Genomic DNA, 13,687 nt, shown 5'->3' on the forward strand with positions numbered 1-13,687 from the left:
GCCTACCCGCGGACGGAAGCGCACCCGCCTAGAGTGGAAGGACAATGGCAACCACCCAAGGAGAACGATGAATCCCCTGATGGACGTGGCCCGGCTTACGGCGCTCCTCGCGGAAGGCCGGCGCACCGTGCTGCTGGATGTCCGCTGGGCGCTGGGCGATCCGCATGGCAGGGACCATTACCTCGCCGGCCATGTGCCCGGCGCCGTGTTCGTGGACCTGGCCACGGAACTCGCTGCCCACGCAGAGCCCAGGCGGGGGAGGCATCCCTTGCCCCTTCCGGCAGACTTCCAGGCGTCAGCCCGCCGCTGGGGGATCAACGACGGAGACGTGGTGGTGGCGTACGACGACACCGGAAACATGGCCGCCGCCAGGGTGTGGTGGATGCTGCGGAACGCCGGGTTCCCCGAGGCATACCTGCTCGACGGCGGCCTGGCGGCCTGGCGTGCCGCCGGCCTGGCCATCGAAACCGGCCCTGTGCGGCCGGTCGCGGGGAACGTGGCCCTGGGCGACGGTGCCATGCCCGTGGCCGACGCCGCTGCTGCCGCCACCTGGGCGGAGAGCGGGCTCCTGCTCGATGCGCGGGCGGGGGAGCGGTACCGCGGCGAAGTTGAGCCGGTGGACCCCCGGGCCGGGCACATTCCCGGGGCCGTCAGTGCGCCGACGACGGAGAATATCGATGGATCGGGCACGTTCCTGCCGGCGGAGGTATTGCGGAGCAGGTTCGAGGCGCTTGGCGTCCGGGAAGAGGTACCCGTGGCCGTGTACTGCGGTTCCGGGGTGACTGCCGCGCACCAGGTCGCCGCGCTGGCCGCTGCAGGATTTGCGGCGGCGCTGTACCCGGGCTCTTTCTCCGAGTGGTCGAACCACCCGGAGCTGCCCGTGGCCACCGGCCAGGAACCTGGAAGCACCGCCCGGGAGCCGGCTGGAAACGGCGCCGCAGGCAAGGGTAGCGTCGCACTATGACCCCAGGACGCCCCGTTCCCCCGCCCCTTGCCCAGCCCATCGAACCCGTTGCCGACCTTCCCGCCGGCGGCCTTCCCGCCAGCGCGGCAGCCGGCCTGCTGGCTGCAGCCCGCGGAGCCGTCTCCCCGGACAGCGGCTTGGTCCCGCTGACGGTTGCCCGCCGTGCCCCTAAGACCGACGACGTCGAGATCGCCATTGAATTCTGCGGGCTTTGCCATTCCGACGTCCACGCCGCCCGGGGCGAGTGGGGCGGCCAAACCTACCCGCTGATTCCCGGCCACGAGATTGTGGGACGGGTCAGCCGCGTCGGTGCCGGCGTCACGGACTTCGCCGTGGGGGACCGTGTGGGCGTCGGCTGCATTGTGGATTCCTGCCGGGAATGCGAAAGCTGCCTCGACGGCTTGGAACAGTACTGCGAAAACGGCATGACCGGAACGTACGGTGCCACGGACCGGAGGAATGGTGACACCGTGACCCAGGGCGGCTACTCTTCCTCGATCGTGGTGGACCGCCGGTATGTCCTCCGCGTCCCGGATGCACTGGACCCGGCTGCCGCCGCGCCGCTGCTCTGCGCCGGTGTGACCACTTACTCGCCGTTGCGGCACTTCGATGTTGAAGAAGGCGACGTGGTGGGCGTGGTGGGCCTGGGCGGACTCGGTCACATGGCGGTCAAGCTGGCCAAGGCCATGGGTGCGCGGGTGGTTGTGTTTACCACCTCGGAATCCAAGGTGGCCGCCGCACTGGAACTTGGGGCGGATGAGGTGGTCCTGTCCCGGGACGCAGATGCCATGGCGCGCGCCAACCGGACCATCGACGTCATCATCGACACCGTCGCGGCGCCGCACGATCTGAATGCGCTCTTCCGCACCCTCCGCGTGGACGGTGCGCTGTTCCAGCTCGGTCTGCCGTCCGGGGAGATGCCTCCAGTAAATCCGCGGACCCTCATCCGACGCCGCGTTGCTTATGCCGGCTCCCTGATCGGCGGTATCGCAGAAACGCAGGAGATGCTGGACTTCTGCGCCGAACACGGCGTGCTGGCCGATATTGAAGTGGTCGGTGCGCACCAGCTTGATGAAGCGTACGACCGGATGGTTGCCGGCGACGTCAAATACCGTTTCGTGCTGGACGCCGGAACCCTTCACCCACCCGCCAAGGAGGCAGACGCATGAGCACGCTTTTCACCAAGATCCTGAACGGCGAGATTCCCGGCCGGTTTGTGTGGCGCGAAGAGGGCGTCGGCGCCTTTCTCACCACCGGGCCCCTGGCCGACGGCCACACCCTGGTGGTTCCCACCGAGGAAGTGGACCGCTGGACCGACGCATCGCCCGAGACGCTGGCAAAAGTCATGGAGGTGGCACGGCGGATCGGCGCAGTCCAGGTGGATATCTTCGGCGCGAGCCGCGCCGGGCTGATCGTGGCCGGGTACGAGATCAACCACCTGCACGTCCACGTGTGGCCGTCCCGGACCATGGCAGACTTCGACTTCGGATCCGCGGACCAGAACCCGGACCCCGCCGTTCTCGATGCCAATGCTGCCAAACTCCGTGAGGGTCTCCGGGCTGCCGGGTACGGGGAGTTTGTCCCGGCCGATTAGGCCTTGCTGATTGCCGGCGCCCTGTGCCGGCAATCAGCAGCCCGGCGGGATCCGCTAGGCGCGGCGGGGCGTCATGGCCACCATGCCGGCGTAGGTGAAGCCTCCGCCGAACCCGAAGAGCAGTGCCGGGACATCCGCCGGGATTTTGCCGGAGTGCCACCACTTGCTCAAGCCGAGCGGCACGCTGGCAGCAGACGTGTTGCCCGACTCGGTGACATCGGTGATGACAACGCGGTCCGTCATGCCCAGGGCCTCGGCGAGCGGTTCGATGATGCGCAGGTTGGCCTGGTGCGCGGCCAGTACCTGGATGTCGTCCAGCGTCAGGCCCGCGCGGGCAACGGTCTCGCGGGCGCGCTCCGGAGCCTTGGTGAGGGCCCAGCGGAGCACCTCGCGGCCGTTCTGGGCGAAGCGTCCCGAGGGCGGGGAAATCTTGACGGCGTCGGCCATGCCGATCTCGGAACCCCACACCACCGGGCCGATTCGCGGGGTGTCGGAAGGACGCACGACGGCGGCGCCCGCACCGTCGGCGGTGAGCACCGCCGTCGCGCGGTCCGTCCAGTCAGTCACCGCTGAGAGGGTTTCGGCCCCCACCACGATTGCGTGCGAGGCGCTTCCGGTGCGGATGGCCTGGTCGGCGATGCCCAGGGCGTATTCGAATCCCGAACAGGCCGTGTTCACGTCCATGATGGCCGGTCCCCGGCCGTCCCGTCCCAGCCCGAGGGCTGCCGACACACGTCCGGCAGTGTTGGGTGAGCGCTCGGCGGCCGTGGTGGTGGCCACGACGACGAGGTCGATGTCCGCGGCCGGAACGCCTGAGTCTTCCAGCGCCATCCGTGCGGCGGGAATGGCGAGGTCCACCACGGTTTCGCCCTCCGCGGCGATACGCCTGGTGATGATGCCGGTCCGCTGGCGGATCCATTCGTCGTTGGTGTCCATCATGCCTTCGAGTTCATGGTTGTCCATGACGCGCAGCGGCTGTGCGTGGCCAAGGCCGGCTATCTCGGTGCCGGCAGGCCCGTGGGCAAGCGAAATCTCCATGGGGTTTCCTCTCGTGGGGTAAGTTTGCCCGCTAGGCGGGGGCCAGGGCCTTGTTGAGTACGGCACGGATACGCTTCTCCGAGACGGAGTAGGCAGTTCTGAGTTCGACGGCGAAGAGGCTCACCCGGAGCTCCTCGAGCATCCAGCGCACCTGGGTTAACTCGCGCCCGGCTCGCCGCCCGGGGAGCAGCGCCGAGACGGCATCGTCATAGTCGTCTTCGAGGCGTTGGACCATTGCCATGTTGAGGGAATCGCGCTGGACGTTGCCCGGAAGGCGTTCCAGCCGCTTTTCGATGGCCGTGAGGTACCGAGGCAGCTGGCTGAGCTGCGCGTAGCCCGTGCGTGCCACAAAACCGGGGTAGACCAGCTGCTCCAACTGGCTTTTGATGTCGTTCAGGGCGCTGATCAGGGCCAGGCTGGTGGTGCCCTTGAGCTGCTTTTCGATCCGCCGGGTGCTGGCGAGGATGCGCTCCACGACGGCAGTCACGCTGAACACTGTATCGATCAGTTCCGCACGGACCACCTCATAGAGCCGGTCGAAGGCGTTCCTGTCCCACGGCAGCTCTGCCGGTGTGAGCTTATCGATCGCCGCCAGTGCACAGTCGTCAATCAGGGCTGACACCGAGCCGTGCGGATTTTGGCTGAAGGTGAGCTTTTCGGTGTTGCTCAGGTGTTCGAGGACGTAGCGGTCCGGCGCCGGGACGCGCAGCGCCAGCAGGCGGATCACGCCGCCCCGCATGGCCTCCAGCTGCTCGTCCGGGGTCTGGAAGACCTGCAGCGATACGGACGTGCCCTGGTCCACCAGTGCCGGGTGCCCGGTCACCGTATGGCCCTTCACCATGTTGCTGACCTTGCGTTCGACGGTGCCGAAGCTCCACTCTGTCAGGCCGTCGCGTTCCACAAATCCTGCAGCTGCCGTGCTGTCGCCGGCGGTGGCGGACTGCCCGGACTGTCCCGCTCCACCGCCGCGCGGTGCTCCCGCAGTAGCGCCCCCGCGGCCCCCGCCTTGAGCCGGCTTGCCGCGGGCCGTTGTATTGGGAGTGGCTCCGAGGGACTCCGCAATGGCCCGGCGGGTAGCCGGAGCGAGGCTCTCCTGGAGGGCTGCAAGGTCCTTTCCTTCGCCCAGGACCTTGCCCTTGCCGTCCACCACCGTGAAGCTCACGCGCAGGTGCGGCGGCACGGCATCCCAGTTCCAGGAGCCGGGCGGGATGATGGCGCCGCGCAGGCGGCGGAGGGTAAGTTCCAGCGATGGCTCAAGCGCATCCGCGGCCGGGTCGAAGTCGGCTTCCAGCAGGGCCACGGCCTGGCGGGCCACGTCAGGGGCCGGGACAAAGTTCTTCCGCACCTGCTTGGGCAGCGATTTGATCAGGGCCGTCACCAGCTCCACGCGCTGACCGGGGATCAGCCACCGGAACGGGGCGTCATCGAGCTGGTTGAGGAACAGCACGGGAACTTCCGCCGTCACGCCGTCCGAGGGGTTAGGGGGAGACCCGGGGGCCACCGGGTGGAACTCGTAGGTCAGTGGCAGTTCGAAGCCCTTGTGCAGCCAGGTTTTCGGGTACGCGGCCTCGTCAAGGTCCTCGGCATCGTCGCTAAGCACCAGTGACTTATCGAAATCCAAAAGGTCCGGGTTTTCCCGCCGGGCGTCTTTCCACCACTTGTCGAAGTGGCGTTCCGAGACAACATCGGCGCCAATCCTGGCGTCGTAGAAGTCGAAGAGTGCCTCATCATCGACCATCAGGTCGCGGCGGCGCATGCGGGCTTCGAGTTCTTCGACCTCGTGCAGCAGGGCACGGTTGCGGTGGAAGAACTTATGGTGGGTGCGCCAGTCGCCCTCCACCAGGGCGTGCCGGATGAACAGCTCCCTCGCCACCACCGGGTCTACCCGGCCATAGTTGATCCGGCGCTGGGCGATGATGGGGACACCGTAGAGGGTCACCTTCTCGTAGGCCATCACGGCGCCTTGGCGCGTTGACCAGTGCGGCTCGCTGTAGCTGCGCTTCACGAGGTCCGGTGCCACCTGCTCAGCCCAGACGGGATCGAACTTCGCGGCCACCCTGGCCCAAAGCCGGCTGGTTTCCACCAACTCGGCAGCCATGACGAACGTAGGCGACTTCTTGAACAGCGCGGAGCCCGGGAAGATGGCGAACCTGCTGCCCCGGGCACCGGCATATTCGCGCTTGCGCTCGTCCAGGATGCCGATGTGGCTCAGCAGTCCGGACAGGAGGCTGATGTGGACGCCGTCGTGGTTTCCCACCGGATCCGTGAGGCGCTTGTTATCCAGGGTGATGCCCAGGGGCTTGGCAAGCTGGCGCAGCTGGGTGAACAGGTCCTGCCACTCCCGGACCCGCAGGTAGTTGATGAACTCCGCCCGGCACAGGCGCCGGAACGCCGACGACGAGAGTTCCTGCTGCTTTTCCTGGAGGTAGTTCCACAGATTCAGGTAACCGGTGAAATCGGAGTTTTCGTCCCGGAACCGGTTGTGCTTCTCAGCCGCCAGCTGCTGCTTGTCCGTAGGGCGCTCGCGCGGATCCTGGATAGTGAGCGCCGCCGCGAGGATCATGACTTCCCGCACGCAGTTGCGCTTACCGGCTTCAACGATCATGCGGCCCAGTCGGGGATCCACGGGCAGCTGGGCAAGTTTTTGCCCGACGGCGGTGAGGCCGCCGCCCTTTTGCCCGCCCCGGCCAGCGGCTGCTTCCGTCTGGCCGCCTTTGCCTTGCGGGCGCGGAGGCACCAGGGCGCCCAGCTCGCGCAGGAGAGTGACGCCGTCGTTGATGGCCCGGGTTTCCGGCGGTTCGACGAAGGGGAACTCCTCCACGTCCTTGGGGCCGCGTGCCACGCCCATGGCGGTCATCTGCAGGATGACGGCTGCGAGGTTGGTCCGCAGGATCTCAGGATCGGTGAACTGGGGGCGGGACTCGAAGTCCTCCTCCGAGTACAGCCGGATGGCAATGCCGTCGGAGACACGGCCGCAGCGGCCGGACCGCTGGTTGGCTGAGGCCTGGGAAACCCGTTCGATGGGCAGCCGCTGGACCTTGGTACGGTGCGAGTAACGCGAGATGCGGGCCGTGCCGGTATCGATGACGTACTTGATGCCGGGGACTGTCAGCGAGGTTTCGGCCACGTTGGTGGCCAGCACGATCCGGCGTTTGCTGCCCGGGTGGAACACCTTGTGCTGTTCCTGCAGGCTTAGGCGGGCGAAGAGCGGAAGGACTTCGGTGCCCGCGAGTCGGCGGTTCCCCTGGATACGCGCCTGGAGTGCTTCTGCGGCGTCTCGGATCTCGCGCTCGCCGGAGAAGAATACGAGAATGTCGCCCGGGGCTTCTGCCGCGAGTTCGTCCACGGCGTCGCAGACCGCGTCCAGGGGGTCGCGGTCCTCTTCAAGCTCGTCGTCCGAAGCGTCGTCGTCTTCCTCCCTGGCCTGGGAGAGGGGGCGGTAACGGATTTCCACCGGGAAGGTACGGCCTGAGACCTCGATAATGGGGGCCGGCGTTTCCGGCGTGCCGAAGTGGTTGGCGAAGCGCTCGGGATCGATGGTGGCCGAGGTGATGATGAGTTTCAGGTCCGGCCGCTGCGGGAGGATCCGTTTCAGGTAGCCGAGGATGAAGTCGATGTTGAGGCTGCGTTCATGGGCCTCGTCAATGATGATGGCGTTGTATTTGCGGAGCAGCTTGTCGCGCTGGATCTCAGCCAGCAGGATGCCGTCGGTCATCAGCTTGACCTTGGTGGCCTTGCTGACTTCGCCGGTGAAGCGGACCTGGAACCCCACCTCCTGGCCTATTTCCACGCCCAGTTCCTCGGCGATGCGTTCGGCGACAGTGCGGGCGGCGAGCCGGCGCGGCTGGGTGTGGCCGATCAGCCCGTTCTCGCCCAGGCCCAGTTCCAGGCACATCTTGGGAATCTGGGTGGTCTTTCCGGAGCCGGTCTCGCCGGCAATGATGGTCACCTGATTGGCCGCAATGGCTGCCATCAGGTCCTCGCGGCGCTCGGAGACCGGCAGCTCGGCGGGATAGGAAATGTGAAAAGTCATGGCTGCAGACAGTCTACTGCGGCGGGGCCGGCTCCCTGTGGTTCGACTGCCTGCGGCGGTTGCTGGTGCCTAGAAGATGCGGAGGGTGTAGTTGGTGCTGGGCAGGTCCAGTGCGGACCAGTCCCGGTGCGAAGCGACGGGCGGGGTGTGCCCCCGGCCGTCGCTGAGGAGTGCCGCCACGGTGGCCGCGGCGACGAGGAGGAGGACGATGACGAGGATGGCTGCGAAGATTTCCATACCTCCATGGTTCGCCCGTAGGGCATCAAGAAACAGTGGCAGAAATGCCCAAAAAGAGAGAATTTCTGCCACACTGGAGACATGCTGAAAACCGTGGCCGTGATCGTGGTTCCCAACTTCTCGATGTTCGAATTCGGCACCGCCTGCGAGGTGTTCGGAATTGACCGCTCGGACCGGGGGAGCGGCGTACCCGCTTTCGAATTCCGGGTGTGCACCCCAACGCCGGGGGACGTGCCGCTGAAGTCCGGGTTGTCCATGAAAGTCAATCTCGGCCTTGAAGCGACCGAGGACGCGGACCTGGTGATCATGGCCCCGTTCGGACGCGACCAGGACCTGCCGGAACCGCTCCTGGAGGCCCTGCGGGCCGCGGATGCCAGGGGAGCCTGGGTCATGTCCATCTGTTCCGGCGCCTTCGCCCTTGCCCGGGCCGGGCTGCTGGAGGGCCGCCGCTGCACCACGCACTGGCACTACTCGGACCAGCTGGCCACGTCCTATCCGGACGCACTGGTCGATGAGAACGTCCTGTACGTCCAGGACGGCAACATCATCACCTCCGCCGGAACCGCCGCAGGCATTGACGCCTGCCTGCACCTGGTGCGGGTGGAGCTCGGCGCGCAGGTGGCCTCCGCCATCGCACGGGACATGGTGGTTCCGCCGCACCGTGATGGCGGCCAGGCCCAGTTCATCGACCGGCCTATGCCCACCTGCGGCTCGGCGCCCATGGAGGCACTGCTGCGCTGGATGGTGCAGAACCTGGACCATGAACACTCCGTCAATGAACTGGCGGCCCGGGTCCACATGTCGGCACGCACTTTCGCACGGAAGTTCCGGTCGGAAACCGGGGCCACGCCCGCCGCGTGGCTCAATTCCCAAAGGGTGCTGCGGGCGCAGGAACTGCTCGAGTCCACCGACCTGAACATCGACGAAGTTGCCAGGGAGTCGGGCTTCGGCCACCCGGTACTGCTCCGGCACCATTTCGCAAAAGTGCTGGATACCAGCCCGCAGTCCTATCGCCGGGCGTTCCGGGGGCAATTGGCAGAGGCGGGCTAGCCTACGCGCCGGAGGTCCCGGCGTCGTCCGCTGACGCCTGGTCCTGTTCCGCTGCGGCCCGGGCACTCTCGACGAGGATGCGCCACGGGCCGGTGACTGCGCGCTCCGGCAGGGCGGCGCGGCGCCCGCCGGCACGGATGGAATAGATAAACCGGTCCGGCTGGGCGTCGGCGAACTCCCTGGCCGCCGCCACCGCGGTCCGCGGGACGGCGTCCCAGGGACACGCCTCAACGATCGGCTGCCACTGGTTGATGGCGGTCTCGGACCGGGCATCCACGGTCCACACCCTGGTGATCGCCGCGATTCCGCCCGTGCGCTCCACACTGATCTTCATGGCCTGGTTCCTGGGGCTTCCGCTCAGCCTGGCGGCCTGTGATCCGGCAGCCAGGCATCTGTTAAAGCTTGACCTTCACAGTTTCCCACGCCTGCCGGACGGCGTCATGCTCCTTGCCGTCCGACCCGAAAAGTTCCACCGCAGCGGCAAGCGTGGCGCGGGCAAAGACGGTGAAAGTGGCCGTGGTGGGAAGCGAGCCGCCGGTCAGGGTTTCGTACCAGATCCGTCCCGGCGCTTCCCAGGCGTTCCCGCCCAGGGCTTGTGCCACGAGGTAGAACGCCCTGTTGGGGATGCCTGAGTTGATGTGCACGCCGCCGTTGTCAGCGCTGGTCCGGACGTAGCCGTCCATGGAATCAGGCTGGGGATCCTTGCCCAGCACATCGTCGTCGTAGGCCGTTCCCGGGGCCTTCATTGAGCGCAGCGCCTGCCCCTGCACGTCCGGGGTGAAGAGTCCCTCGCCGATGAGCCAGCTGGCCTCCGCCGCGGACTGGGCCTTCACGTACTGCTCCACCAGTGCACCAAAGACGTCCGACATTGATTCGTTCAGGGCTCCAGCCTGGTTGCGGTATGCGAGGCCGGCGGAAAACTGCGTGACCCCGTGCGCCAGTTCGTGGCCAATAACGCTCAGTGAGGCGGTGAACCGCTGGAAGACGGCGCCGTCGCCGTCACCAAAGACCATCTGCTTACCGTCCCAGAAAGCATTGTCGTACAGCTTGCCGAAATGCACTGTGGCATCCATCGGGAGCCCGCGTCCATCAATGGAGTCCCGGCCAAAGACGTCCGCGTAGAGGCGGTGGGTATGGCCCAGGCCATCATAGGCTTCATCGGCAGCGGCGTCGCCGGTGTCCGGTTCGCCCTCCTTCCGCACCAGCTTTCCCGGGAGCGACTCGGCGCCGCCGGCGTCATAAATGGTCCTGACAGCCGGACCCGGTTTGGCAGCCAGCATCCCGGCAGTGGTTTCCGGCCGGGCCGTAATCCGCGCTGCCTGGACACTTTTCACGTGGACCAGGGCCTCCTTGGCAGCCCTGGCTGCCGCGGAGTACTCCGGAGCGCCCTGCCGGGCAAGGCGCCGCAGCAGGTACGGCGGAATGATGGTGCAGAACGGAACGTGCATGGCGTACCCCCTCAAGTAGGTAACTTCAGGTTAGGAGGGGGCACCGACATTTGGCGGCAGCCACACGGCAGCCATGTTCCCGACGCGCGGCAGGCAGCAGCCGTGGTTGTGAACGCAGGGCAGGGTCCGCAGTACGGCGCTTAAACCAAAAACCCCGCCGTGCTGGACGGCGGGGTTCTCTCTGTGCCCTCGATAGGATTCGAACCTACGACCTTCTGCTCCGGAGGCAGACGCTCTATCCCCTGAGCTACGAGGGCAATCCGGGGTTCCTGCCGTTGCTGGCGGGACGTCCTAGAGCTTAGCAGTAAGGTGCCCTGCAAAGGAAAATCGGTCCCGCCCCCAAGGTCCGGGCCAGTCCTTGACCGCCCCGGAGCAGCCAGCTCGGGAGCTCTGCGCCACCCGCATCAGTACCCCGAAAAAGAGTCCACCCGCACGCGCCGAGCCCCGGCCTGGCGCGCGGCACGCCGCAGGGACGCCACACTGGCGGGCGAACCGGACACGTAAACGTCCCGGCCCGCAATGTCGGGGACGAGTGTCTTCAGCCCGTCTGCGTCGAGCCTGGAATTGCCGGCCGGCGCGGCGCTGAAGCCTGACGGCGGCTCCGACCCGTCAGCGGTGCGGACCACGACCCGGACACCCGAAGCCCGGAGTTCGTCCGCGTAGGCGACGTCGTCCGCGCTCCTGGCCAGCAGGACCAGTACCGCGTCGCGCTCCTCGAGTGCACCGGAGGCGACGTGCGAGAGGAACGGCGTGATGCCGATGCCCGCAGCGACCAGGAGCACCGGGCGGTTCGGATCCCGGGACAGGACAAAGTCGCCGCCCACGGAGGTGGCCGTCAGTTCGTCACCGGGCTGCAGCCCCAGCAGGACTTTCTTGGCCGCGGAAAGGGGTTCGGCAGTACGGACGCCGAATTTCACGAGGCGATCCGTTGGCGAGCCGGCAAGGCTGAACACACGGCGCCTGCCCTTCCCGTCGGTTTTCGCGTGCGGCAGGTCCAGTTCCATGTACTGGCCGGGAAGGAACCGCACGGGATGCGACGGCCTGAAGGAGAACTCGGTGGTGCTGGCCGTCAGGGGCCGGCTGGAGGCAAAGCGGAGCTTTACTCCGCCGCGCTGGCCCAGCAGGAAGGCCGCAAGGTTGCCCACCAGGAGGGCAGCCTCCGGTGAATTGGCAATAAAGCCGAAGTTGTACGGGACAGCGAACACCACACCCACCACTGCCGCCAGGGACAGCTGCTGCCAGCGTCTCGGCGGCAGCGTCAGGGGTTCCGACAGCATGAAGCCCACGAAGAAGAGCACCGGACGCTGCGCCAGCGCCTGCCAGACCCCCATTCCCGCTCCCATGCCGGCCCGGAGCAGCTCCAGCGTGATGATCGATGTGGCGACCACCGTGAACACTGAGGCCATGAGCAGTTTCCGGGTGCGGTACAGGACCAGCAGGACGCCGGGGACCAGCAGCCACAGCATGGCCGGCGTGGCAGCCCACCAGGTGGCGATATTCAGCCCGGTCAGGCCGGTCACGAAGGCACCGAGGGCTGCAGGGTTGAACACGTGCCTGCCCCGCCACGCCAGTGCGTATTTCGATGCAGAGGCAAGGACGCACGCCAACGCCACACCGGCGATATCCATGGCCTGGAACGAAGGCCAGAACAGGAAGTAGAGCAGCAGGCCGGTGATGAGGGAGGACTCGGAGTGCGGGCGCACCCTGAACATCGCCGCCAGCGCACGGTTCGAGGCGTAGGTCAGGAGGAGGCACACGGCCAGGTGGGCCAGCATCTCCGGAATGCCGAACGTCAGCCAACCCAGTACGTCCAGAAGCAGGCTGTAGGCCACCAGGCCCGCCAGGACCAGCAGGATGAGCCGGTACATCGTGAAGCGGCCCAGGAGGGTATCCAGGCGCCCTGCGATGGATGGCGCCGGGCCGGCGGACGGTGTCTCAACGGTGCTCATGTAAACAGTGTCCCTTCGAATTCTGCGGAATAGGCGGCGCTTCCGTCGGAAAAGACCGTCAGCCAGGAGACGTCGAATGACTCCTCAAGCACAGCGCCGGGGACGAAAAAGAGGGCAGTGGCAAGGGCATCGGCCACAGCGGCGGTGTCCGCAAGCGCCCAGGTTGCGACGGCGGTGCGGACCGGTTGCCCGGTGGTCGCGTCAAGGACATGGTGCAGTCCGTCGCCCCAGGCCCGGCGGTTGGCGGCGGAAGCGCACAGTGCCCTGCCGCCCAGTTCCACTACGCCGATGGCCTGGGCCGGGTTATACGGATGTTCAAGCCCCACCGGGACGCCAACTGGGCCACGGGCCAGCAGGTCCCCGCTGGCGTCCACCATGAAGGCCTCCGCGCCGCGTACCTCCAGGGCGGATGCCAGCACATCAACCAGCAGGCCCTTGCCTGCTGCCCCGATGTCCAGCACCACCGGGGCGTTGGTGCTGATCGACGTCCCGTTCCAGTCCAGGACGTCCTCCCAGCGCGGGGCCGGCAGCGGGTCACCCGACGGCCGGAGCGAGTAGGCGGCGTCGTAGCCCAGGCGCTCGAGGCTTGCGCCCACCAGCGGTGTCATGGCGCCGCCGGTCAGGTCGTAGAGCGTCCTGTACAGTTCCCCGAGCCCGGCGGCTTCTGCAGGAAAGCTGTAGCTGCCGGGCTCCCGGGCCATGGCAGTGACCAGCGAGTCGGCGCGGAAACGGGACCAGGCGGCGTCGAAATCCTCCACGAGGGCCAGCAGGTCCTGCTGGGCGGAAGGCCCAAGGACCTCCACCGTGGAAATCTCCCAGCCCGTCCCGATTCCCTCGAATGAAAAAGTTGCCCAGCCCGCGTGCGGCACTGCCTACTGCGCCTCCGACTTGATCTGCTCAACGGCCTGGTTGAAGCCGCCGCTTGTCAGGGATGAGCCAGCCACCTTTGACACATTGAGTTCATCGATGTTCTTGCCCACCACCTGGGCGGCAATGCCGCCGGCGAACTCACCCTGGAACTTGCGGGTATTGGGATTGGACGGGTGCTGGGTGATCTGGACGTCGGTCACCTTGTCCGCTGCCAGGGTCAGCTGCACTCCGACCGTTTCATTGCCGTTGGGCGAGACATACGTGCCGTCAGCGCTGTACGTGCCGTCCTTGTAGCTGGAACCGCTGCTGGCGAGGGCAGATTCCCCGGCGGAGGGTGTGGTTGCCGCAGCCGAGGACCCGCCTGCTGCCGGGGCCGGGTTGCTTTCTGCCGCCGAGGGGGCGCAGCCGGCCACTGTGCCCACGAGGGACAGCCCGGCGATTCCAACGTAGATGCTTTTGCGTACCGGTCGGTTCAGTGCTGAGGGTCTCATGAAGGCTCTCGTT

12 protein-coding genes and 1 tRNA gene are annotated in these 13,687 nt (G+C 66.9%); 4 read left to right on the forward strand and 9 right to left on the reverse strand.

Features of this window, described 5'->3' with window-relative positions:
- The first annotated feature begins 67 nt into the window (after window positions 1-67).
- The 3 genes from UC32_RS07035 to UC32_RS07045 are packed head-to-tail and all read left to right on the forward strand — an operon-like array spanning window position 68 to window position 2,558.
- Window positions 68-964, forward strand: coding sequence for a sulfurtransferase (locus UC32_RS07035; RefSeq protein ID WP_045730536.1), 897 nt, complete (start codon window positions 68-70; stop codon window positions 962-964).
- On the forward strand, window positions 961-2,133 hold the full coding sequence (locus tag UC32_RS07040) for an NAD(P)-dependent alcohol dehydrogenase (RefSeq protein ID WP_045730537.1): 1,173 nt from the start codon (window positions 961-963) through the stop codon (window positions 2,131-2,133). The genes UC32_RS07035 and UC32_RS07040 overlap by 4 nt, the downstream gene beginning before the upstream one ends.
- Window positions 2,130-2,558, forward strand: a complete 429-nt coding sequence (locus tag UC32_RS07045) for an HIT family protein (protein ID WP_045730538.1) — start codon at window positions 2,130-2,132, stop codon at window positions 2,556-2,558. Before UC32_RS07040 ends, UC32_RS07045 begins: the two co-directional genes overlap by 4 nt.
- 54 nt (window positions 2,559-2,612) lie before the next feature.
- Here the strand turns inward: UC32_RS07045 and UC32_RS07050 are convergent, their stop codons facing one another.
- From UC32_RS07050 to UC32_RS20770, 3 genes are all read right to left on the reverse strand, one after another.
- On the reverse strand, window positions 2,613-3,596 hold the full coding sequence (locus UC32_RS07050; RefSeq protein WP_045730539.1) for a beta-ketoacyl-ACP synthase III: 984 nt from the start codon (window positions 3,594-3,596) through the stop codon (window positions 2,613-2,615).
- Window positions 3,597-3,627: 31 nt separating this feature from the next.
- Entirely contained in the window at window positions 3,628-7,629 is a 4,002-nt protein-coding gene (hrpA, locus tag UC32_RS07055; RefSeq protein ID WP_045730540.1) for an ATP-dependent RNA helicase HrpA, read from the reverse strand.
- A gap of 69 nt (window positions 7,630-7,698) precedes the next feature.
- Window positions 7,699-7,866 (reverse strand): hypothetical protein, encoded by a 168-nt coding sequence (locus UC32_RS20770; RefSeq protein WP_200896339.1) that lies wholly within the window; start codon window positions 7,864-7,866, stop codon window positions 7,699-7,701.
- An 81-nt stretch (window positions 7,867-7,947) separates the two neighbouring features.
- On the opposite strand from UC32_RS20770, the gene UC32_RS07060 reads away from it, so the two are divergent.
- Complete coding sequence (locus tag UC32_RS07060; protein ID WP_045730541.1) at window positions 7,948-8,916, forward strand: GlxA family transcriptional regulator; 969 nt, start codon at window positions 7,948-7,950, stop codon at window positions 8,914-8,916.
- 1 nt (window position 8,917) lies between these two features.
- Here UC32_RS07060 and UC32_RS07065 read toward each other — a convergent pair whose 3' ends face one another.
- The 6 genes from UC32_RS07065 to UC32_RS07090 form a co-directional block, all read right to left on the reverse strand.
- Window positions 8,918-9,250, reverse strand: a complete 333-nt coding sequence (locus tag UC32_RS07065; RefSeq protein WP_045730542.1) for a protealysin inhibitor emfourin — start codon at window positions 9,248-9,250, stop codon at window positions 8,918-8,920.
- 61 nt (window positions 9,251-9,311) lie between these two features.
- Window positions 9,312-10,364: a M4 family metallopeptidase gene (locus UC32_RS07070; RefSeq protein ID WP_045730543.1), complete on the reverse strand. Its 1,053-nt coding sequence runs from the start codon at window positions 10,362-10,364 to the stop codon at window positions 9,312-9,314.
- A gap of 184 nt (window positions 10,365-10,548) precedes the next feature.
- Window positions 10,549-10,621: transfer RNA gene (locus UC32_RS07075), tRNA-Arg, on the reverse strand.
- Between the two features lie 147 nt (window positions 10,622-10,768).
- A complete protein-coding gene (locus tag UC32_RS07080; protein WP_045730544.1) occupies window positions 10,769-12,313 on the reverse strand; it encodes a ferredoxin--NADP reductase in 1,545 nt (514 codons plus the stop codon).
- Window positions 12,310-13,182 (reverse strand): FAD:protein FMN transferase, encoded by an 873-nt coding sequence (locus tag UC32_RS07085; RefSeq protein WP_045730545.1) that lies wholly within the window; start codon window positions 13,180-13,182, stop codon window positions 12,310-12,312. The genes UC32_RS07080 and UC32_RS07085 overlap by 4 nt, the downstream gene beginning before the upstream one ends.
- A 3-nt stretch (window positions 13,183-13,185) precedes the next feature.
- Window positions 13,186-13,674 carry an FMN-binding protein gene (locus UC32_RS07090; protein ID WP_045730546.1) on the reverse strand — a complete coding sequence of 163 codons (489 nt, stop codon included), beginning with the start codon at window positions 13,672-13,674 and terminating at the stop codon, window positions 13,186-13,188.
- Window positions 13,675-13,687 lie beyond the last annotated feature (13 nt).

It is taken from the genome of Pseudarthrobacter chlorophenolicus (assembly GCF_000962805.1).
Classification (GTDB): Bacteria; Actinomycetota; Actinomycetes; order Actinomycetales; family Micrococcaceae; genus Arthrobacter; species Arthrobacter chlorophenolicus_A.